At 71.5% G+C, this 21,476-nt stretch carries 18 protein-coding genes; 9 read left to right on the top strand and 9 right to left on the bottom strand.

Annotated features, from left to right (window positions below):
- The first annotated feature begins 5 nt into the window (after positions 1-5).
- The 3 genes from Actob_RS29540 to Actob_RS29530 all read left to right on the top strand — a co-directional run bounded on the left by Actob_RS29540 (position 6) and on the right by Actob_RS29530 (position 3,303).
- Positions 6-1,301, top strand: a complete 1,296-nt coding sequence (locus Actob_RS29540; protein WP_284915117.1) for an aspartate aminotransferase family protein — start codon at positions 6-8, stop codon at positions 1,299-1,301.
- Between the two features lie 444 nt (positions 1,302-1,745).
- A complete protein-coding gene (locus Actob_RS29535; RefSeq protein WP_284915116.1) occupies positions 1,746-2,981 on the top strand; it encodes an inorganic phosphate transporter in 1,236 nt (411 codons plus the stop codon).
- Positions 2,982-2,991: 10 nt separating this feature from the next.
- Positions 2,992-3,303, top strand: a complete 312-nt coding sequence (locus tag Actob_RS29530; RefSeq protein WP_284915115.1) for a hypothetical protein — start codon at positions 2,992-2,994, stop codon at positions 3,301-3,303.
- Between the two features lie 69 nt (positions 3,304-3,372).
- Here the strand turns inward: Actob_RS29530 and Actob_RS29525 are convergent, their stop codons facing one another.
- Entirely contained in the window at positions 3,373-4,494 is a 1,122-nt protein-coding gene (locus tag Actob_RS29525) for a glycerophosphodiester phosphodiesterase (RefSeq protein WP_284915114.1), read from the bottom strand.
- 154 nt (positions 4,495-4,648) lie between these two features.
- On the opposite strand from Actob_RS29525, the gene Actob_RS29520 reads away from it, so the two are divergent.
- The 3 genes from Actob_RS29520 (at position 4,649) to Actob_RS29510 (ending at position 7,179) form a co-directional block, all read left to right on the top strand.
- Positions 4,649-5,752: a sensor histidine kinase gene (locus tag Actob_RS29520; protein ID WP_284915113.1), complete on the top strand. Its 1,104-nt coding sequence runs from the start codon at positions 4,649-4,651 to the stop codon at positions 5,750-5,752.
- On the top strand, positions 5,749-6,399 hold the full coding sequence (locus Actob_RS29515; protein WP_284915112.1) for a response regulator transcription factor: 651 nt from the start codon (positions 5,749-5,751) through the stop codon (positions 6,397-6,399). Before Actob_RS29520 ends, Actob_RS29515 begins: the two co-directional genes overlap by 4 nt.
- Before the next feature lie 96 nt (positions 6,400-6,495).
- Positions 6,496-7,179, top strand: coding sequence for a DUF2306 domain-containing protein (locus tag Actob_RS29510; RefSeq protein WP_284915111.1), 684 nt, complete (start codon positions 6,496-6,498; stop codon positions 7,177-7,179).
- On the opposite strand, the gene Actob_RS29505 is transcribed toward Actob_RS29510, so the two are convergent.
- Both Actob_RS29505 and Actob_RS29500 read right to left on the bottom strand, forming a co-directional pair.
- Positions 7,139-8,500, bottom strand: a complete 1,362-nt coding sequence (locus tag Actob_RS29505) for a hypothetical protein (protein WP_284915110.1) — start codon at positions 8,498-8,500, stop codon at positions 7,139-7,141. The two genes, Actob_RS29510 and Actob_RS29505, sit on opposite strands and share 41 nt — an antisense overlap.
- Positions 8,501-8,596: 96 nt before the next feature.
- Positions 8,597-11,533, bottom strand: coding sequence for a glycine--tRNA ligase (locus Actob_RS29500; protein WP_284915109.1), 2,937 nt, complete (start codon positions 11,531-11,533; stop codon positions 8,597-8,599).
- Between the two features lie 179 nt (positions 11,534-11,712).
- Here Actob_RS29500 and Actob_RS29495 point away from each other — a divergent pair, with 179 nt between their 5' ends.
- On the top strand, positions 11,713-12,387 hold the full coding sequence (locus tag Actob_RS29495; RefSeq protein ID WP_284915108.1) for a DUF6082 family protein: 675 nt from the start codon (positions 11,713-11,715) through the stop codon (positions 12,385-12,387).
- Here Actob_RS29495 and Actob_RS29490 read toward each other — a convergent pair.
- The 4 genes from Actob_RS29490 to Actob_RS29475 form a co-directional block, all read right to left on the bottom strand.
- The gene (locus Actob_RS29490) at positions 12,360-12,554 is read right to left on the bottom strand and encodes a DUF397 domain-containing protein (RefSeq protein WP_284915107.1); all 195 of its coding nucleotides are present in this window, start codon (positions 12,552-12,554) and stop codon (positions 12,360-12,362) included. The genes Actob_RS29495 and Actob_RS29490 overlap by 28 nt on opposite strands.
- Positions 12,555-12,698: 144 nt before the next feature.
- Entirely contained in the window at positions 12,699-14,132 is a 1,434-nt protein-coding gene (locus tag Actob_RS29485) for a sensor domain-containing diguanylate cyclase (protein WP_284915106.1), read from the bottom strand.
- A 500-nt stretch (positions 14,133-14,632) separates the two neighbouring features.
- Positions 14,633-15,499, bottom strand: coding sequence for a hypothetical protein (locus tag Actob_RS29480; protein WP_284915105.1), 867 nt, complete (start codon positions 15,497-15,499; stop codon positions 14,633-14,635).
- Positions 15,496-16,089: an RNA polymerase sigma factor gene (locus Actob_RS29475; RefSeq protein WP_284915104.1), complete on the bottom strand. Its 594-nt coding sequence runs from the start codon at positions 16,087-16,089 to the stop codon at positions 15,496-15,498. Before Actob_RS29475 ends, Actob_RS29480 begins: the two co-directional genes overlap by 4 nt.
- A gap of 333 nt (positions 16,090-16,422) precedes the next feature.
- On the opposite strand from Actob_RS29475, the gene Actob_RS29470 reads away from it, so the two are divergent.
- Positions 16,423-18,198, top strand: a complete 1,776-nt coding sequence (locus Actob_RS29470) for a glycoside hydrolase family 6 protein (protein WP_284915103.1) — start codon at positions 16,423-16,425, stop codon at positions 18,196-18,198.
- 310 nt (positions 18,199-18,508) lie between these two features.
- A complete protein-coding gene (locus Actob_RS29465; protein WP_284915102.1) occupies positions 18,509-19,249 on the top strand; it encodes a PP2C family protein-serine/threonine phosphatase in 741 nt (246 codons plus the stop codon).
- A 342-nt stretch (positions 19,250-19,591) separates the two neighbouring features.
- Here the strand turns inward: Actob_RS29465 and Actob_RS29460 are convergent, their stop codons facing one another.
- Both Actob_RS29460 and Actob_RS29455 read right to left on the bottom strand, forming a co-directional pair.
- The gene (locus Actob_RS29460) at positions 19,592-20,374 is read right to left on the bottom strand and encodes a DUF3455 domain-containing protein (RefSeq protein ID WP_284915101.1); all 783 of its coding nucleotides are present in this window, start codon (positions 20,372-20,374) and stop codon (positions 19,592-19,594) included.
- 112 nt (positions 20,375-20,486) lie between these two features.
- Positions 20,487-21,287, bottom strand: coding sequence for a hypothetical protein (locus Actob_RS29455; RefSeq protein WP_284915100.1), 801 nt, complete (start codon positions 21,285-21,287; stop codon positions 20,487-20,489).
- Between the last annotated feature and the right edge of the window lie 189 nt (positions 21,288-21,476).

Below are 21,476 nucleotides of genomic sequence, written 5' to 3'. Positions count from 1 at the left end.
GTCGTATGTCACTTCTCGACCGGCACCGGGCCGTGCTGCCCGGATGGATGCCGCTCTATTACGGCGACGACGCAATCGAGATCGTCTCCGGGTCCGGCCGCCGGGTCACCGACGCCGCCGGGCGCTCCTATCTGGACTTCTTCGGCGGCGTGCTGACCACCATGGTCGGTTACGACATCGCCGAGATCAGCGATGCGGTGCGCGCGCAGCTCGCCACCGGGGTGGCGCACACCTCGACGCTCTACCTGATCCGGCAGCAGGTCGAACTGGCCGAGAAGATCGCCCGGCTCTCCGGGATCCCGGACGCCCGGGTCTTCTTCACCAACTCGGGCACCGAGGCCAACGAGTCGGCGCTGCTGTTCGCGACCAACGCCCGCCGGTCCAACCAGATCCTGGCGATCAAGAACGGCTACCACGGGCGGACGTTCGCCACCATGGCGATCACCGGGCACCGCAGCTGGTCGTCCAGCTCGCTCAGCCCGCTCACCGTGCACTGGCTCGCGTCGGCCGACCGGCTCCGCGGGCGGATGGCCGGGCTGTCCGACAGTGATCTGATCGACGCGGCCGTCGACGACCTGCGCGAGGTGCTCGCCACGGTCACCGCCGGCGACGTGGCCGGGCTGATCGCCGAACCGGTCCAGGGTGTCGGCGGCTTCGTGGCCGGGCCGGACGGACTGCTCGGGGCGTACCGGAAAGTGCTCGCCGAGCACGGCATCCTGTTGATCGCCGACGAGGTGCAGACCGGCTGGGGTCGCACCGGCGAGCACTTCTGGGGATACCAGGCGCACGGCGTGACCCCGGATCTGATCACCTTCGCCAAGGGGATCGGGAACGGGTTCGCGCTGGGCGGCGTGGTCGGCCGGGCGGAGGTGATGAACGCGGTGCCGGCGATCAGCTTCTCCACGTTCGGTGGCAACCCGGTCAGCGCGGCCGCCGGGAACGCGGTACTCGACTACGTGCTGTCACATGACCTGCAGGGTAACGCGCGGCGGGTGGGCGCCGTGCTGCTCGGCGGTCTGCGCGACCTGACGTACGAAATCCTGGGTGACGTGCGCGGCCGGGGACTGATGATCGGTATCGAGTTCGTCCGCCCGGGCACCACGGAGCCCGATCCGGCCGCCACGCTGCGTGTTTTTGATCTCTGCCGGGAGCACGGCCTGCTGGTCGGCAAGGGCGGCCTCTACGGCAACGTGCTGCGGATCGGCCCGCCGCTCACGCTGACCGAGGAGGAGGCCCGCGAGGGCCTGGCGATCCTGGTCGACGCGATCGCCACCGCCGACGCGGAGTCGCACGTGTCCTGACCGCCGCGGGGTGCGGCTGGTGCTCAGGGTGGTCTCCCGGCCCGGGAGACCACCCTGAGCACCAGCCGCACCCTTCCGGCTGTGGCGCCGCCGTCGCGGGCCGGGGCGGATCTTCCGCACCGCGTCCCGGGGGACCGGATCAGCGGGCGGCTCCAGACGCGGCCCGCGGGTTGCGCCGCGACTAGCGTGATAAACCACGCATAACCCCTATAACGGGCCGGGAACCAGAATTTACCGCAGAGAAACAAGGTCCGCTATGTCCGGATCGAGAGGGGTTAATTAGTAGGTTATTGTTCACCATTCCTTTGTTGACAGACACTCAAAGTAATTCTGACGACACTGAGCGTGAGATTTAGGGAAACAACAGGTTAACGAGAGCGGAACCTTGTACATGTTGCGTTCGTCCCCTGGCAGCAACCCCTGTTGACCATTCACGATCACGGCGTGACTGAAACATCCGTGATCCTCGCGCTGGTGGTCGTGACGGCACTCGCCTTCGACTTCACCAACGGGTTCCACGACACGGCGAACGCGATGGCCACCTCCATCGCGACCAAGGCCCTGCGGCCCAAAACCGCCGTAGCCCTCTCCGGTGTGCTGAATCTGATCGGCGCCTTCCTCTCCGTCGAGGTCGCGCTGACAGTCACGAACGCGGTCGTGAAGATCCAGGACAAGACCGGGGCGCCGAAGACCGAGCTGCTCGCCGACGGCGGCAGCGGCCTTCTCCTGATCATTCTGGCCGGGCTGGTCGGCGGCATCGTGTGGAACCTGCTGACCTGGTTGGTCGGCCTCCCGTCCAGTTCCTCCCACGCGCTCTTCGGCGGCCTCATCGGCGCCACCGTGGCCGGCCTCGGCTGGGCCGGCGTCAACTGGAACGGCGACGGCTCGAAGCTCGACGGCGTGGTCGGCAAGGTGCTGCTGCCCGCCGTCCTGTCCCCGGTGATCGCCGCGCTCATCGCGGTGGCCGGCAGCTGGCTGATCTTCAAGGTCACCAACGGGATCGCCGCCCGGTTCACCGAGAAGGGCTTCAAGTGGGGCCAGATCGGCTCCGCCTCGCTCGTCTCGCTGGCGCACGGCACCAACGACGCGCAGAAGACGATGGGTGTCATCACGCTCGCCCTGATCGCCAGCGGTGACTGGAGCGACACCAAGAACATCCCGTTCTGGGTCAAGGTGGCCTGCGCCCTCGCCATCGCGCTCGGCACCTACCTGGGCGGCTGGCGGATCATCCGCACCCTCGGCAAGGGCCTCACCGACATCAACCCGGCGCAGGGCACCGCGGCGCAGTCCGGTGCCGCCGCCGTCATCCTGGCCTCCAGCCAGCTCGGCTTCGCGCTCTCCACCACGCACGTCGCCACCGGCTCGGTGCTCGGCTCCGGCATCGGCCGGCCCGGCGCCACGGTGCGCTGGGCGGTGGCCGGCCGGATGGTGATGGCCTGGCTGATCACCCTGCCGGCGGCCGGCCTGATCGGCGCGGCGATGTGGTGGATCGGGCACACCATCGGCGGCCTGGCCGGCGCCATCGCGGTCTTCGTCCTGCTGGTCGCCGCCTCGGTGGCGATGTGGCTGCGGTCCCGCGGCCACCAGGTCGACCACGAGAACGTCAACGACGACTGGGAGGCCGCCCCGGCCACCGAGCCGGCGGTCGCGCCGGCCGTCCCCATGGTCGCGGCGAACTGAGGAAGCGGACATGACGAACAACCTTGGATTCGCGCTCGACGGCGCGTGGCAGGTCCTCCTCGCCGGGCTGATCCTCGGCGCCGGGCTGCCGGTGCTCTTCGCCCTCGGCATCCGGTCGCTGGCCTGGGGCGCGGGGGAGGCGTCGGTGGACGCCACCGGCGTCACCGCCGGGACGAAACGACCGCTGGGCACGATCGCCGGCTACCTGCTGTTCGCGGTGGTGATCGTCGGGGTGCTGCTCGGCCTGACCTTCATCGTGGCGAGCGGCTTCGGTAACAAGCTCAGCTTCGAGCACATCTACCCGACGATCGTGCACAAGTAGGCGCGACGGCTCACGGCTTCGGCAGCGGACGGCCCGGCGGATCACCGCCGGGCCGTCTCGTGCGCCGGGTCAGGCCAGGGTACGGGCCAGGACGCCGATGTCGGCCTGGTCGGTGAACAGGCCGTCGATGCCGGTGCGCAGGAAGGTGATCTGCTCGTCGATCGCCTTGCCGTAGGCGGCCGGGTCGGTGCCGACCTTCAGCTCGGTGGGCAGGAAGCTGTTCTCCGCGCGGAAGGTGTAGGGGATCACCTTGAGGCCGGCCCGGTGGGCGTTCGCGACCAGGGCGGTCGGGGTACCCAGGGTGCCGTCGGCGGTGCGTGGGATGATCTGGTTCTTGTCCGGGCCGAGACCGTCGACGTACTCGGACAGCTCCTTGAGCCCGGCCGGCGTCAGGTAGTCCGCGTAGGTCCGGGTGTCGTTGAACGGGCTGCCGGACGCGCTGCTCAGGAAGACCAGCGGCACCTCGACGCGGTACTGGTCGGCCAGCGTCCGAAGGTTCTTCGCCTCGAACGACTGGATGAACACCTTCGCGCCGCGGCGGTCCAGGCCGTTGCGGCGCAGGATCCTCACCAGCGGGCTCTCCAGCTCCAGGCCGATGCTCCGGAAGAACGTCGGGTGCTTGGTCTCCGGGAACACGCCGATGTCCCGGCCCAGCTCCCGGCTCAGGCGCTTGCGCAGGTCCAGCAGCTCCTGGAAGGTGGGCACCTCGAACCGGCCGTCGAACAGCGTGTTGTGCTGGCGGGTGGCCGGGATCCGCTCGGTGGCGCGCAGCGTCTTCAGCTCGGCGAGGGTGAAGTCCTGCGTCCACCAGCCGGTGACGCTGACGCCGTCGAGCACCACGGTCCGCTTGCGCCCGGCGAACTCCGGGTGCGAGGCGACGTCGGTGGTGCCGCCGATCTCCGGCTCGTGGCGGCAGACCAGGACGCCGTCCTTGGTGCTGACCAGGTCGGGCTCCATGTAGTCGGCACCCATCCGGGCGGCCAGCTCGTAGGAGGCGAGGGTGTGCTCCGGGCGGTAACCGGAGGCGCCCCGGTGCCCGACGACGAGGGTCTGCCGCTTCGTGCCGTGACCCGGTTTGTCGTGCCGGCCGTGCTCCTGACCGGCCTGGGCCGGGGCCGGGACGGCTCCGCCGAGCGCCGGGGCGGCGGCGGCCACCGCGCTGAGGCGCAGCACCTGACGGCGATCTGCCACGTTGTCCTCCACGAGTCCTGAGTCGGGCCTGAACGGCCGAACCTACCGAGAGGCAGTCCAGGTGACGGATTCGTCGCCCGGGCGACGCCCTCGTGGCCGGTCCGCGAACGTCCGGCCAATGCTGACCACCGGCTCCGGCCCGTACGATCGGTGCGTGCCCGGCCCTCTCCGCTCCCTGCTGGCCGAACCGCGTCCGCCCGGCCGCCCGCCGCTGGGCTGGCGGGACGCGGCGCTGGTCGTCGTGTGCGCGGCCGCAGCCGTACTGGAAAGCGTCTTTCGTCCTGAATTGCCGGACCGGGTGGTCGCCGGGGTGCTGGCCGCCGGACTCGCCCCGCTGCTGCTGATCCGGCGCAGCCGGCCGCTGCTCGCGGTGACCGTCGCCTTCGGCGCCACCCTGCTCGCGCCGGTCCTGACCGGCGGCGTGCCGCCGGAGGAGTACTCCCTCGTCTACCTGTTGCTGCTGCTCTACGCCCTGTTCCGGTGGGGGTCCGGCCGGGAGGTCGTGCTGGGTGCCGCGGTGATCGCCGGCAAGCAGCTGCTGTCCTTCGCGACCGGGCAGGTCAACGCGAGCGACACGATCGGCGGGACGGCGCTGACCGTCGCGGTGCTCGCGCTCGGCGCCGCGGCCCGCTACCGGGCCGGGGCCCGCGCCCGGGAGCTGGACCAGGTGCGGCTCCGCGAGCGGGAGCGGCTGGCCCGGGACCTGCACGACACGGTGGCGCACCATGTCTCCGCGATGGCGATCCGCGCGCAGGCCGGCCTGGCCACCGCCGGCACCCGCCCGGACGCGGCAACCGACGCGTTGCGGCTGATCGAGAGCGAGGCGAAGGAGGCGCTGGCCGAGTTGCGGACCGTGGTCCGCGCACTGCGCACCGACGAGCCGGACGCGCCCCGGCTGGCCGACCTGGCGGCCCTCGCCGAGGGGGCCGGACCGCGGGTGGAGATCGAGATGAGCGCGGGTCTCGGTGCTGTCGCGCCGCCGGTCGGCACGGCGCTGTACCGGATCGCCCAGGAAGCGATCACCAACGCCCGGCGGCACGCGCGCGGAGCGACCCGGATCACGGTCCGGGTGGCGGCGGAGGGGCCGCAGGTGCGGCTGCGGGTCGAGGACGACGGCGCGGCGCACGGTCCGCCGCGGAGCCTGCCGGGGTACGGCGTGAGCGGCATGCGCGAGCGTGCCGAGTTGCTCGGCGGCACCTGCGTCGCCGGTCCCGGCCCGGAGCGCGGCTGGCACGTGGAGGCGGTGCTGCCCGCGTGACAGTGCGTGTGCTGGTCGCCGACGACCAGGAGATCGTCCGTACCGGCCTGACCATGATCCTGAACGCCCAGCCGGGCATCCAGGTGGTCGCCGAGGCGGCCAACGGTCACCAGGCGGTGGAGCTGGCCCGGCGGCTGCGCCCGGACGTCTGCCTGCTCGACATCCGGATGCCCGGGGTGGACGGCATCGCGGCCACCCGTGAGCTGGCCGGTCCCGGCGTCGCCGATCCGCTCCCGGTCGTCGTGATCACCACTTTCGACCTGGACGAGCACGTCTACGGTGCGCTGCGCGCCGGCGCCCGCGGCTTCCTGCTCAAGGAGGCCGGGGCGGAGCTGCTGGCGCAGGCGGTCCGGGCGGCCGCCGCCGGGGACGCGCTCATCGCGCCGGCGGTCACCGCGCGGCTGCTGCACGCCTTCGCCCGGGGCGGCGCCGGCGGCGAGCTGCGGCAGCCGGCCGACCCGCTCACCGAGCGCGAGGAGGAGGTGCTCGCCGCGGTCGCCGCCGGCCGGACGAACGGCGAGATCGCCGCCGAGCTCCACATCAGTCTGAGCACGGTGAAAACCCACGTGGCCAGCATGATGACCAAGCTCGGCGCGCGGAACCGGGTGGAGATCGCGATGTGGGCATACGAGACCGGGCGCCGGTAACGGCCGAAAGTACGGTTTCCGGATCGGTCCGGAGAACGGGTGCCGCCGGCCCACGGGCGGGCGACCCGGGGCGGCTCCGGCCGCGACGATCGACGCATGACGACGAATACCGCACTCGGCCCGGCGCCGGCCAGCCAGCGGACACGACGACGGGGTGGCTGGCGGATCCCGGCGGGTCTGCTCGCCCTCAGCCTGGTGCCCTCGGTCGCCGGCGTGCACCGGCTCGGCGAGCTGGCCACCGGCGCCCCGGTCACCGAGGAGAACGCGCGGTTCTTCGACATGCCGGTGCCGGTGGTCGCGCACATCGTCGCCGCCGTCCTGTACTGCCTGGTGGGCGCGTTCCAGTTCGCCCCGGCCTTCCGGCGCCGGCACCCGCGCTGGCACCGGCTCGCCGGCCGGGTCCTGGTCGCGGCCGGCCTGGTGGTCGCCGTCAGCGGTCTGTGGATGGCGGTCTTCTACGACGTCCCGCCGGTCGACGGCCTGGTCGTCGAGGTGACCCGCCTGATCGTCGGTACCGGCATGCTGACGTCCCTGGTCCTGGCCGTGGTCACCGTCCGGCGGCGGGACATCGCGGCGCACCGGGCCTGGATGATCCGCGCGTACGCCCTCGCGCAGGGCGCCGGCACTCAGGTCTTCACCCATCTGCCGTTCGCCCTGGCCGGTGTGACGCCCGGGGTGGGTGGGCGTGCTGTCGCGATGGCCGCGGGCTGGCTCATCAACATCCTCGTCGCTGAGTGGATCATCCGGGGCCGCCCGGTGCGGCGGACCGCGGCGCGATGAGTGCCGTGCGGTCCGCGGCCTGCGCCGGGGGCCCGTGCAGGGCGAGTGCCCACGCTCGCAAGCCGGCCGCGAGCCCCGCCTCGACCAGGGTCTGGAGGGCCGCGCCGGCCTGGTCGGCCAGGTCACCGACATGGAGGGCGAGAGACACGAGGTCCCCGGCGGCGAGCACGGTGGCGACGAAGAAACCCGCGCGGACCACCCGGGCCGCGCGGCGCGGGAAGGGGTAGAGCAGGGCGAACCGGCGAAACGACCCGGGCTCGTCCGGTAGGCCACCCTGGTCGATGGTGACCGCCCAGTAGCGCAGCGCGGCGACGATCATGAGGAGACCGGCCGCGGCGCCGATGAGGTCCATCCACTCCGGATCTCCCCAGGCGAACGGCTTCTCCGGTACGCCGACCAGGACGAGAACCGTGGCGATGATCGCGCCGGCGTAGGTGAGGAGCCGGACGAACCGGGCGCTGCCGCGGCGCATCCGGAAAAGCAGGAGGGGACCGCGCACCGGCCCCGGCCGTTCGTCGGCGGTGCCGGGGTCGATCGACCGTGCCCAGGCCGACAGGGCCATCGCGCAGGCCAGCAGCGTCGCGATGAAGCTCGCCTCGGGGAACAGCCGCAGCGGCTCGTCCTCGACCCAGCCCACGGCGTGCCACACGTACCACGCGATGCCACCGATCATCAGAAAGAATCCGGCCTTGATCACCCGGGCGCGCGGGGTGCGGATGCGATAGAGCAGCAGCCACTGCCCGACAGTGGAACGCCTGCCCCGCCTCGCCTCCCCGCCGGACTCCTCGACTCGTACCGCCCAGAACCTGATGCTCGCGGCGAGCACGCCGAGCACGCCGAGGGCGATGAAGTCGGCGCGCACGTAGTCGTCGTACTGGTCGTCGAGGTTGTCCTGGATGAAGTTGCCCACGCCGTGCGTCATCAGCGCGAGCAGCGCGTAGTAGAGCACCCGGATCACCTCGGCGGTGCGCCGGCTGAACGGGTACCAGAGCAGGAGCCGCCGGATCAGCGACCTGGTGCGCGGCTTCGGCGCGACGACCGGGACCTCGGCGACCCGGGTGGCCGCCTCGGCGATCATGGCGGCCGCGGCGGCCCGGGCCGCCTCCTGCCGCGCCGGGTCGTCGACCAGCTGGCTCGCCTTCCACCACTCGCTCACGAAGGCGACCTGTTTGGTCGCCTCGTCCATCAGCATCCGGCGCCGCAGCAGGCGGTTGCGCCGGGAGCGCCAGTCCTGCAGGACGATGCCCAGCGTGGTGGCGATCATCGTCACCAGCGGCACGATCAGCGGCGTGACGGAGGTGAGGATGTCCTTGGTGACCATCGCTGCAGGGTGGCCCCCGCCCGGCACGCAGTCGATCGGATCTCGGACAGTGCGCGGTGATCCCACCCGGACGGGGACAACGGGCGCCGGGACGTATCAGAGGCGCAGCTGCGGCCAGTCCAGCAGCCCCTCCCCGAGGTCGCGGACCGTGGCCAGCAGCCCGAGCCGGGCGGCTCGGATGCCGGGGTCCTCGGCCATCACCAGGATGTCGTCGAAGAACCGGTTCACCGGGTCGACCAGGCCCGCGGTGGCCGCGACGAACAGTGGCAGGTCCGGCACCGGCGGAAGCGTGACGGCGGTGACCGCGTCGTGCAGGGCCAGCTCGGCGGGCTCCTTGAGGACGCTCACGTCGTACCCCGCGGTGGTCCCCGCCGGGACGATCCGCCGGGCCCGCTGGATCGCCGCCGCGACCGCGGCGAACGTCGCGTCCCCGACCGCGCCGGCGAGCTGCGCGAGCAGCGTGTCGGCCACCGACGGCCGGGCGAAGTGCGGCAGCACCGCCCGGACCCGGTCGACCGGGTGACCCTCCTCGGTCAGCGCCTGCTCCAGGCGCTTGGCGAGGAAGTCGCCGACCGCGGCCAGCACCTCCCCGGGGACCGGCACCGGCTGGGTGGCCAGAGCCAGCGCGTCCACCAGCGACAGGGTGGCGAACTCGGGCGTCGACCGGTGCACGGCGAGCAGGCCGAGCACCGCCCGGCGCACCGCGAACGGGTCGCTGGAACCGGTCGGCAGCCCGACCGTCGCGGCCAGGCCGGCCACCAGGTCGAGCCGGTCGGCGAGGGACAGCAGCGCGCCCGGGATGGTGCGCGGCAGCGCGTCACCGGTGTTGCGTGGCAGCTCCGCCTCGAAGACCGCCTCGGCGACCGCCCGGGACTCACCGGCGTGCAACGCGTAGTCCCGCGCCATCACCCCGGCCAGGCTGGTCATCTCGGTCACCAGCTGCGCGCCCAGATCGAACTTGACCAGCTCGGCGGCGCGGTCCAGGGCCGGCGACCCGAGGCCGAGCCGGTCACCCAGCAGCCGGGCCAGGACGCCGATGCGCCCCGCCCGGTCGGCCATCGAGCCGAGCTTGTCGGTGAAGGTGAGCCGGGCCAGCCGGGCCCGCATGTCGGCGAGCGGGGTGTCCAGGTCGGCGCGGTAGAAGAACCGGGCGTCCTCGTACCGGGCGCGCAGCACCGCCTCGTTGCCGGTCCGGACCAGGTCGACGTCGACCGGGCCGTTCGCCACCGTGACGAACATCGGCAGCAGCTTGCCGTCCTCGTCGCGGACCGGCAGGTACCGCTGGTGCTTGCGCATCACCGTGGTCAGCACCGCGTCCGGCAGCGTCAGGTAGCCCTCGTCGAACGTGCCGAGCAGCGGCAACGGCTGCTCCACCAGGTCGGTGATCTGGTCGATCAGCGCCGCCTCGCCGCGTACGTCGATCGTGCCGTCCGGGTAGACCAGGTCCTGTGCGCCGACGGCGATCAGCTCGCGCCGGTCCTCGTGGTCGGCGACGATGCCGTTGACCCCGAGCGTCTCCAGGAAGGTCTCGGCCGAGGCGATGTCGGCGACCGGCGGGACGGCGGTGCGCAGCAGCCGGGTCTGCCGGCCGGCCGCCAGGGTGCCGACGGTCACCGGCACCACGTCGTCGCCCCAGAGCGCGGTGAGCCAGCGCAGCGGGCGGCTGAAGGCCAGTCTCGGGTCGTTCCACCGCATGTTCTTGGCGGCCCGCAGGCCGCCGACGACCTTCGCGAGGACGTCCGCGAGGACCTGCGGCGCCGCGCGTCCCGGCTCGTTCCTGCGCAGGACCAGGTGGGGTACGCCGGTGCCGGGATCCTCGATCTCCAGGTCCTCCCGGGACACGCCGTGCCCGCGGGCGAAACCCTCGATCGCCTTGTCCGGAGCCCCGGCCCTCGGCCCCTTCACGGTCCGGACGTGGTCCTCTTCGCGGGCGGCCACCGCCTGCACCACGGCGATCAGCCGGCGCGGCGTGCCGAAGACCCGAATCTCCCCGTGCTCCAGCCGGGTGCCGGCCAGCCCCTCGGTGACCAGGCGCAGCAGCTGCTCGCGGGCGCTGCGCAGCTCGGCCGGCGGCAGCTCCTCGGTGCCGATCTCGAAGACCAGGGTGCGCGGCCGGTCGCCGGTCTGCGCGGCGGCCGGGGTACGGGCCGGCGCCGGCGGGGTCACCAGGCCGAGCGGGTGCTCCAGCTCGCCGCGGCGGGCCACCCACAGGGTGGCGACCTCACCGGCCAGGCGGCGCATCCGGGCGAACTCGGCGGCCCGCTCGGCGGTGGAGACCGCACCCCGCGCGTCCAGCACGTTGAACGCCTGCGAGCACTTGAGCACGTAGCTGTGCGCGGGCACCGGCAGCCCGGCGTCGATCATCCGCTGCGCCTCGCCGGCGTAGAGATCCAGCAGCCGCCGGTTCGTCTCGATGTCGGCGTCGTCCAGGTAGTAGCGGGACATCTCGTACTCGGCCTGGCCGAAGACCTCGCCGTAACTGACGCCCGGCGCGTACTCGATCTCCTTGAAGTGCTGCTTCTCCTGCAGCGCCATGATGATCCGCTCGATGCCGTAGGTGATCTCCACGGACACCGGATCGAGGTTCAGCCCGCCGGCCTGCTGGAAGTACGTGAACTGGGTGATCTCCAGCCCGTCCAGCCAGACCTCCCAGCCCAGCCCCCAGGCGCCGAGCGCGGGGGAGGCCCAGTTGTCCTCGACGAACCGCACGTCGTGCGCGGCCACGTCGATGCCGAGCGCGGCCAGGCTGCCCAGGTAGAGCTCCTGCGGGTTGCCCGGGTCGGGCTTCAGGATCACCTGGAGCTGGGTGTGCGTCTGCAGCCGGTTCGGGTTCTCCCCGTACCGCGAGTCGTCGGGCCGCACCGACGGCTCGGCGTAGACCACCCGCCACGGCTCCGGACCGAGCACCCGCAAGAAGGTGGCCGGGTTCAGCGTCCCCGCCCCGACCTCGGTGTTCATCGGCTGGACGATCAGGCATCCCTGCTCCGTCCAATACGCCGTGAGGCGGGCCAGAGCTTCCTGCATGGTGAGCATGCGCCGAAGTCTAGGACCCGTCCCTCGACGCACGGTAAGCGATCACATCCGGCGAGTCTCAATCACTCCAGGTAAGACTCCAGTTGCCGGGCGTATGCATGCTCGTGGTTGTGGCAGTCAAGTGGACGCATGCGACAAGGCCGGTGGGTCTCCGGCGAGCGCGGGCGGGCCTGTGGCTGATGGCCGTGCTCCTGGTCGTCGTGCTGGTGCTGGTGGTGCCGATCGTGATGATCGTGCTCTCCGGCGCGAAACTCGACTGGGAGCGACTCGCGGATGTCGGTGACACGTTCGCCGGCGCATCGGCGGTGCTGTCGGCGATCGCCCTGGTCGGCGTCGGTGCCTCGCTGCTCTTCCAGCAGCGTCAGATCCGCCAGGAGTTCGCCGACCTGGATCGGCAACAGCACGTCGAATTGATGAGAATGGCGATCGACAACCCGGAGTTCATCGAGGTGCTCGACTGCTCGACGGTTGACGGGGAACACCCTCGTCACGAGATCTACGCGAACCTCGTTCTGATGTACTGGCTGGCTATTTGGCAGCTGGGCGCATTGGATGACGGCCAGTTGCGGATGATGGCCGCGAACATGTTTCGCAGTCCGATCACCAGGCAGTGGTGGTCCCGGGTCGGCGACGACTGGATCGGTACGCGGAACCACCCGGAGCGTCGTTGGTTCATGGAGATGATCACAGCGGAACACCGGATCGCCATGGATCGCCGAGCGGCCTCGCCGGCTGCTGACGAGCGGCCGGCGCCCAGGAATCGGCGGCGGCCGGTCTCCCTCTCCGCCGGTATCGCGGTCGGCGGCCTGCTGGCCGGCTGGCTTCTTCACGCCCGCCGGAAACGGTCCTCCTGAATGTCCTGGATGAAGGACTGCCATGCGGCGGCCTGATAGGTGAGGATCGCGCCGTCCGGATTCTTGGAATCGCGGACCGAGACGGATTTCCGATCACTCGAGACGGCCACTTCGACGCAGGCCGCGGTCGCCGCGGAATACGAACTCTTGTACCAATCGGTGGACATGTCACTCCCCCCAGGAATGCGATAGGAGGAGGGTATCCCCGCTGATTGAGGCAGTACAGCACCCCATCGTTGGAGGGCAGGTGACCGGCCCGGACCGGCGTCGAGGCCGGGACGCGGTTCGCGTCCCGGCCTCGACATGAGCTGCTAAGGCGTCAGGTGGACCCCGCCGCCGCCGCGTTTGGCCTCGTACATCGAGGCGTCGGCGTCCTTCATCAGGGCGGCGAACTCGGTGGCGTGGCGGGGGAACGAGGCGACGCCGATGCTGGCGCCGATCTGGACCACGCGGCCGTCGATCTCGAACGGCTCGCGCAGGCGGGCACAGATGCGTTCGCCGACCTCGACCGCTGCCTCGTCGCTCGGGTCGCCGGTGACCAGTACCGAGAACTCGTCGCCGCCGAGGCGGGCGACCAGGTCCGGCTTGCGGATCAGGCCGTCCAGCCGCTTGCCGACCAGCTGCAGCAGGATGTCGCCGGCGTGGTGGCCGATGGTGTCGTTGACCTGCTTGAAGCCGTTCAGGTCGAGCAGCAGCAGGGCCAGCCGGGTGCCGGTGGCCATCGCCACCTCGACCGCCTGCTCGCCGCGGTCCAGCAGGTGCTTGCGGTTCGGCAGGCCGGTCAGCGAGTCGTGGAACGCCTGCCGGGTGAGCTCCTCGACGTGCATCTGGTTGGCCTGGCGCATCCGGGCGCTGTCCATGATCAGCGCGCCTTCGGCGGCGAGCTGCTGGGCCAGGATCCGGTCCCGGGCGCTCCAGTCGCGGACACCTGACGAGTCGCCGCACAGCACCATGCCGACAGCGCCGAAACCGGACATCAGCGGCATCGCGATGAACGAGCCCAGGCCGAGCGTCTGCGCCATCCCGCCGGGCCGGGTCTTGGTGCTGGCCGCGTTGTTCACCAGCACCGGCTCGCCGGACTCGACGGTGCTGCGCCAGACCGGCGACTCGATCGCCGACTTGCCGACCAGGTTGGTCTCCAGCTGCTGCCGGATCTCGTCCGGGCAGCCGACGCTGTAGACGTAGCGGATCCGCCCGTCGTTGTCGATCAGGTGCAGGCCGGCGTGCTCGGTGCGGAACGCGGTGGCGCACGAGTGGGTGAGCAGCTCGGCCGCCTCCTCCACGCTGCCCGCTGTCATGCCCTTCTCGAACAGCTCCTGGATGGTGGCGCTGGTGTGCGCCACGAACTGCCGGGCCTTCTCCGCGAACAGCCCCTGCAGCGTGGTGGCGAAGTGCAGCGCGACAGTCGAGATGGTGTCCTGCCGCAGCTCGGCCAGCCGCTCACCGGTGAGCAGCAGCACGCCGACGGTCTGCCCGCCGATCCGCAGCCGGATCGCCATCTGCTGCCCGCTGACCACCGGCGGACCACCGGCCGCCGCCCGGAAGACCTTGCCGGCGACCATCTGGTCACGCCGGCCCGGCTCACCGAACTGCGCGGTCCCGGCCATCATGCCGGTCTCCGAGTCCAGCTCGAAGACGGTAGCCGCGGTCAGCCCGGCGATCTCCACCAGATGCGGAGTCATCAGGTCGAGCACGTGCTGGACCGAAGGGGTGTCCTTGGTCATGAAGCTGATCAGTTCCGTCAACAGCAACGCCTGCCGGTCCGGCGGCGCGCCCGTACCGCCGGGTGCCTCCAGGAGAGGTCCGGCTGTGTGCAATCCGCTGCCCACGCTCATGGTCTTACCGGTCGGCACGGCCGGGGCGGTGTTGAGCCGCAGGGCGGCGACGGGTGGTCGCAGTTCAGTTGCGGTTCGTTACCCGACCCGGGCGACTGATCGGCCGGAGCCCGGACGCCGGTCGGTAGCGGATGATTCCGATCGCTTGCGGACAAGAAATCAAGATCAATTTCAAGGACCTGATATGCGCGCGTCCGCCGGGGTGCGGACCGCACGCTCCCGCGCGGGCCGAGGGCGGCGATCTGGCCGCTGCGCGTCCAGAGCGATCGCCGCCCTCTTCATTGCCCGTGGGCGGTTCCGGAGATCAACCCCCGGTGTCCTCACCCGGGTTCAGCGGGTCCGCTGGGCCGGCCAGGTCCGGCGCGCCAGTTGTGCCCCCTGGTGCGAACTGGTCAGCTGGGGCGAAGGGGTCAGTTGTGCCAGCGTTCGGCGGGAACGCACTTGCCGGTGTACTTCTCCGGCTCCACCGGGCGGTAGACCACCTTGCCGGTGTCGCTGACGTAGCAGCTCGCGATCCGTGCCGCCGCGCCGGCGAACAGACGCTCCCTCAGGATGACCGCGCCGTTCGCGTCGTAGGCGATCAGCTGGGCGCCGGGTCGCACGTCCGCCGTCGTGGTCAGCAGCCCGAAGGCGCCGTCCACGAGCCGGGCCCGGGTGGTCTTCCCGGAGCCGTGGTCCAGCACCAGCCGGCTCACCCGGTGGCTGACCCGCCCGGACGCGCTGACCCAGCCGGACCGGTCGCCTGACGACTCCAGCCAGAGCACCTGGACCGGCCCGGGCAGCCAGTCCCGGGTGTCACCCCACGCGTCGGAGCCGAGGCCACGGCTGCGCTCACTGGTCACCCGGGTGATCGGGTTGACGGTCCGCACCGTGGTGCAGGTGGCGTAGCCGCGGCGGTTCAGGAACAGGATGGCGGTCCGGCCCGCCGCCTCGCTGGCGACGGCCACGTCCCGCCGGTCGACCGGGATGGCCAGGTAGGGCTCGCGGCTGGTGGACCGCCAGTTCGCGGGGACCCTCAGGCAGTCGTCGACGTCGGCGCTGAGCGTCGGGCTGAGTTCGCCGGGGCCCATGGCGAGGGTGGTGGGGAGGTGCTGTGGGCGTACCAGAAACGCGCCGAAGGCGGCGGCGACAGTGAGCGTCGCGGCGACCGTGAGGCGCAGCCCGCGCCGGGTCTTCCGGGGTTCGGCGCGCGTCCGGCGCAGCAGCGCGGCGCGCAGGTGGGCGGCGCGGGCCGGCGGGAGATCACGCTCGGCCGGCGGTTCCAGATCGGTGATCATCGGCTTCCCTCCGGGGCTTCGGTGAGCCGGACGCGGGCGCCGGCGGCGGGCGGCCCGGCGGCGGGCTGGGATGGTTCGGTGAGCAGGCGGGTGAGGCGGGCCCGGGCTCGGCTGACCCGGCTACGGACGGCGGTCTCGGTGACGCCCAGGGCGGCCGCGGCCTCCGGGTATCCCACGCCGGACCAGAGGCAGAGGGCGACCGCCTCCCGCTCGGCGCGGGGTAACTCGCGGAGGGCGGCCAGCACCGAGCGCATCCGGCGTTCGTCGTCGAGCCGGCCGGCCACGTCGTCGGCGGGATCGGCCTCGATCTCGGTGGCCGGGGAGCGGAACAGCCGGTTGCGCCAGCGGGTCAGGGTGCGCTGCTCGGTGCGGGCGTGGTGCCCGGCGGTGACCAGCAGCCAGGGCAGCGGCGAGCCGTCGACCAGGCGGATCCGGTCGCGGCGCTGCCAGGCGGTGAGGAAGGTCTGCTGGGTGATCTCCTCGGCCAGCGACCAGGAGCCGGTGAGCCGGAAGGCGTGGTTGTAGACGGCCCGGGAGTGCTTGTCGAAGAGGTCCCCGATGTCCTCGTCGCCGCTCTCGCCGGTGGTCATGTGCTGCATCGTCACATCCGGTTATGGCCGCCGGAACGGCGGTTGTCGCATCGTTGGGGGAGTCCGCTGGTGGGCGCGATCGCGGCGGTTGTCGCATTGCTGGGCGAGTCCGCTGGTGGGCGCGACTGCGGTGGTTGTCGCATTGCTGGGCGAGTCCGCTGGTGGGCCGACTGCGGCGGTGAACGGGCAATTGCCCAAGTGTTTCTGGATCATTGCGCTGGGAGCGCTCCCATGTAATGCTGTCCGCGTCGGCCAACGATCCCCACCGATGCCTTGGCCGTCGCTCCCATTGGCGCTGATCATTGGCGCCGCCGCACGTCTCGAGGAGTCCTCATGAGACCCATTTCCACCCGGGCCCGTGCCCTCACGGCAGCCGCCGCCGTGAGTGCCCTGGCCGGTGCCGGTGCGGTCGCCATCGCGACCGACGCCAGCGCGGCCGCCGGTTGTCGCGTCGACTACGCGGTGAACCAGTGGAGCACTGGTTTCACCGGCAACGTGACCGTCACCAACCTCGGTGACCCCATCTCCGGCGGCTGGAACGTCACCTGGGCCTTCCCCGGGAACCAGACGATCACCCAGGGCTGGAGCGCCACGATCACCCAGTCCGGGCAGAACGTCACCGCGACGAACCCGTCCTGGTCCGCGTCGCTGGGCACCAACGCCACGGCGAACTTCGGTTTCAACGCGAACTACTCGGGCACCAACACCGCGCCGTCGACGTTCAAGCTCAACGGCGTCGCCTGCACGGGCACCGTCCCCAACTCGCCGCCGCCGTCGAGCCCGAGCTCCCCGCCGCCGTCGTCGCCGTCGAGCAGCCCGTCCACCAGCCCGTCGGTCCCCACCGACCCGGGCACCAAGGTCGACAACCCGTACGCGAACGCGAAGGGCTACGTCAACCCGGAGTGGAAGGCGAAGGCCGACGCCGAGCCCGGTGGCAGCCGCGTCTCGAACAACCCGACGGCCGTCTGGCTGGACCGGATCGCCGCCATCGCGGGCACCGACAGCAGCAGCTCGAACGGCTCGATGGGCCTGCGTGACCACCTGGACGCCGCGCTCGCCCAGGGTGCCGGCTACATCCAGCTGGTCATCTACAACCTGCCCGGCCGCGACTGCGCCGCGCTCGCCTCGAACGGTGAGCTCGGTCCGGACGACCTGCCGCGCTACAAGAGCGAGTACATCGACCCGATCGCCGCGATCGAGGGCGACGCGAAGTACAAGAACCTGCGCATCATCAACATCGTCGAGATCGACTCGCTGCCGAACCTCGTCACCAACACCTCCGGCCAGGCCGGCGGCACGGCGATGTGCGACACGATGAAGGCCAACGGCGGGTACGTGCAGGGCATCGGCTACGCCCTGAACAAGCTCGGCGCGATCGGCAACGTCTACAACTACGTGGACGCGGCGCACCACGGCTGGATCGGCTGGGACTCGAACTTCGGCCCGACCGCCGACATCATGCTCCAGGCCGCCAAGGCGTCCGGCAACGTCAACAACGTCACCGGCTTCATCACCAACACCGCCAACTACTCGGCGCTGCAGGAGCCGTACATCCAGCCGACCGTCACCGTCGGCGGGCAGAACATCCGGCAGTCCAAGTGGATCGACTGGAACCAGTACACCGACGAGCTGACGTTCGCTCAGGCGTTCCGTACGAAGCTGGTCTCGATCGGCTTCAACAGCAACATCGGCATGCTGATCGACACCTCCCGCAACGGCTGGGGCGGCTCGGCCCGGCCCACCAAGGCGAGCACCTCGACCGACATCAACACCTACGTCAACGAGTCGCGCATCGACCGCCGCATCCACGCCGGTAACTGGTGCAACCAGGCCGGTGCCGGTCTCGGCGAGCGCCCGAAGGCCGCCCCGGCCAGCGGTATCGACGCCTACGTCTGGGTCAAGCCCCCGGGTGAGTCCGACGGTTCCTCCTCGCTGATCCCGAACGACGAGGGCAAGGGCTTCGACCGGATGTGCGACCCGACCTACACCGGTAACGCCCGCAACGGCAACAGCATGAGCGGCGCCCTGCCGAACGCGCCGATCTCCGGCGCCTGGTTCTCCGCGCAGTTCCAGCAGCTGATGGCCAACGCCTACCCGCCGTTGTCCTGACGCGCCGCTAGACCGGACCCCCGCCCCGATCACGCCCGGGGCGGGGGTTCCCGCATGCCCACCAGCGGTGGGCCGCCCGCCCGCTGTCGAGGCGGGCCTTCCCGCTTTCTCCGGCCCGCCTGCTTTCTTCCGCCTGCCTGCTTTCTCCAGCCCGCCCGCTTTCTTCCGCCCGCCTGCTTTCTCCAGCCCGCCCGCTTTCTCCCGTCTGGTCGCGGCGGGCCGCCCACTGTCGCCCGCCTGGTCGCGGTGGGCGGTATCGCCTGTGTGAGGGTGGTGTGGTCGACCGGATGACGTGTGCGGGGGTGCCAGGGTGATCGCGGAGGCGACGTGGCGGGTCGGGGACCGGCTCGTGGCTGGCGCGGCCGGGAGCGTGACCGGGAAGCGCTACGACAGAAACTACGACGTGGTGCACCTCGACGCGCGGCGGCCGCTGGCGATCGTCGCGGACGGCATGGGCGCGGGCGAGGGGAGCGCGGCCGCCGGCCGCATCGCTGTCGAGACCTTCGCGACCGGGTTCACCGGTCCGGACCCGGCCGCGCTGCGGGCCGTTGTCCAGCAGGCCCATTCCCGGGTACGCGAGAAGGCCCGCACCCTGCGTGAGCTGACCGGGTGCACGCTGACCGCGCTCGCCGGCGTCCCGGGCGACGGCCCCGCGACGGTACGTGTCGTCCAGCTCGGCGACTCCCGTGCCTACCGCCTGCGCGCCGGCCTGCTGGAGCTGCTCACCGTCGACCACACGGTCGCCTGGCTCGGCCTGATCCACGGCTGGTACGCCGCCACCGACCCGCGCGCCGAGGCCGACGGTTACCGCCTCACCCGCTATGCCGGCCACCCGGACCGGCCGGACCCGGACGTCCTCGACGTGGCCCTGCACCCGGGCGACCGGCTGCTCCTCTGTACCGATGGGGTGGCCGGCCAGCTCGCCTACCAGGACCTATCCCGGCTGCTCGGCGCAGGCTCTCCCGCCGAGGCCACCCGGTCCCTGCTCGACGCCACCCTCCAGGCCGGCGGCCACGACAACGCCACCGCCGTAGTCCTCGCCGTCCCCTGACCCCCGAACACCGGCTCCCCAAGTCGTCATGCGTCCGGTCCAGTCGGCAAACCCGCGCCCCCGCGTCCGTATCAGCGCCCCCGATGCACCCCCAGGCCCAGCGGCTGGCGCTCACGGTGGCATCCGCGCCGTGCATGCCACCGTCAGGCCCAGCCGGTACCGCGTGGCTGGTGGTCATGGTGGTGTCCGCGCTCCGGATGCCACCGTCAGGCCCAGCCGGGACCGTGTGGCTGGTGCTCACGGTGGTCTCGGCGCTCCGGATACCACAGTGAGGGCCAGCTGGGGGTGATCTTGGAGGGACGTGCGTCGCGGGGGACCTGACGGTGGTCCTTGGGATGGCGGCTATTTCTTGGTGAAGAAGCGGTAGACGGCGCGGTAGGGGACCGCGATCGGTTGGTCGCCGCCGCAAGAGGTGGTGGGGGCGGCGCCGCCGTGCGGGTCGAGGCGCTGGATCCAGGTGACCGGGCCGAACAGGCCGCCGCCGCGGTTGCCGGTGGCCTTGAACAGCACCTGCGGGACGCTTGCCGCCTCGCGGGCGGGCGCGGTGACCGGGTCGGTGCCCTCGACCATGGAGCCGTCCTGGTCGGAGACCCAGGCGGGACCGCGGAAGTGCACCGCGGTCACCTTCTTGACCGGGCTCATGGTCACGCCGGTGAGTGAGGCGGCCGGTTCGAGGGGCTGCCACATGCCGCGCTTGCACTCGTAGACCTGCACGCCGCGGGCCTTGAGAACGGCGTGCACCACGTTGCCCGCGGGCGCCTGGATCGCGTCCGGGACGAGCGGCTCGGCCCCCAGAAAGCTCTCCTCCTGGGTGGTGGCGGAACCGCTGGACGAACCGCTGGCGGAGCCGCCGGGCGAACCGGTGGCGGAGCCGCTGGGCGAACCACTGGCGGAACCGGTCGCGGAGCCGGCATCGGAGTTCGCGACGGAGCCGGCGGACGAACCGCCGACGGCGCCGCTGGCGGAACCGGTGGCGGAGTTCGCGTCGGAGCCGCCGGCCGCGGCGGCACGGTCGGCGACGTCGGGCGCGCGGTCGGTGGCGGCGAAGGACACTCCGGCGGGCACGGCGACGGAGGCGAGGGCGAGGGCGCCTACGGCGCTCGCGATCTTGACGGTACGGGTCACAGAGTCCTCCCCTATGGACGGTGACGCTGTGGATCACGGTAAGGGCACCGTAGACCGAAGCGTCCGTTTTAGGGGGGAAACCACCCGGTAGGTGTAGGAATAACTGGACGGATTACGGCATCGTGTAGAAACCGGTCGGCATGGTCTCCGCCTGGCGGCGCGCCTCGCGGGTCCGCGCCCGCAGCCGGAGCAGCAGCATCAGCCCGAGGAAGAAGAACACACCGCCGACGATCAGCCCGGGTCCGAGCAGGTTGCTGTCCTCGGACGCGGGGGAGAGCGCGGCAGCGGTCTGGGTCGGCGTGGGATCCGTCGCCGGCTCGGTGTCCGCCGGAGCCTCCGTCTCGGTGGCCTCCTCGTCCGCGGAGGCGCTCGGCTCCGGGGTGGCGGTGGTCCTCGACGGCGTCGGTGACGAGGTCGCCACCTGACCGGCCACCTCGGTGCCCGCCCCGGCGGCGGAGAGCAGCGTGTTCTGCGCGTCGAACGCCTGCACCTCGAAGCGGACCTCGCCACCTTCCCGGCCGGTGAAGCCGACCTGCCAGCGACCGGTCACCGTGCGACCCCGGCACAGTGTGCCGGGGTCGAGCTGCTCGTCGACCAGGGTGGCGGTGTCGCCGTCGACGGCGAGCCGGGTGGGGAACTCGCCGGACTCCTCGAACCGGGTCACCCGGATCCGGTCCAGCGGAACCGAGCCGCCCCGCACGATCAGGGTGAACCGCACCTTGCGGCAGTCGCGCTGGTCGGAGGTGACCACCGCGGTCAGGGTCTTGGTGTTCCCGCTGGCCTTGAACGTGGCGGGCGCGGTGAGGCGTACGCCGAAGCCTGGAACGTCGGCCCGGGCCGGCGCTGTCGTGCCGGCCGTGCCCAGAGCGGCCCCGGCCAGCACGGCCCCGAGCAGCGCGGTGGAATGCCGCACGTCGATCCCCCTTCGTGTGACGTCTGGCGTCACCATTAAGTTCGCCGTGCGCGGCCGTTTGGTTCACCGGGTGGCCCGGGTCACTCCATGGCGCACCTTAAATCTTGCTTAGGTGCCTGGGAAAACGGTCGTTCAAGCAGCTCAAGAGCCATGTGCGAGACGTAGTCGGGCGATCACGGAAAAGAGTCG

Origin of the sequence: Actinoplanes oblitus, assembly GCF_030252345.1 — a bacterium.
In the GTDB taxonomy this organism is placed as follows: Bacteria; Actinomycetota; Actinomycetes; order Mycobacteriales; family Micromonosporaceae; genus Actinoplanes; species Actinoplanes oblitus.
The sequence above is the reverse complement of the archived record's forward strand: the minus strand, read 5'-3'. Positions and strand labels throughout refer to the sequence as shown.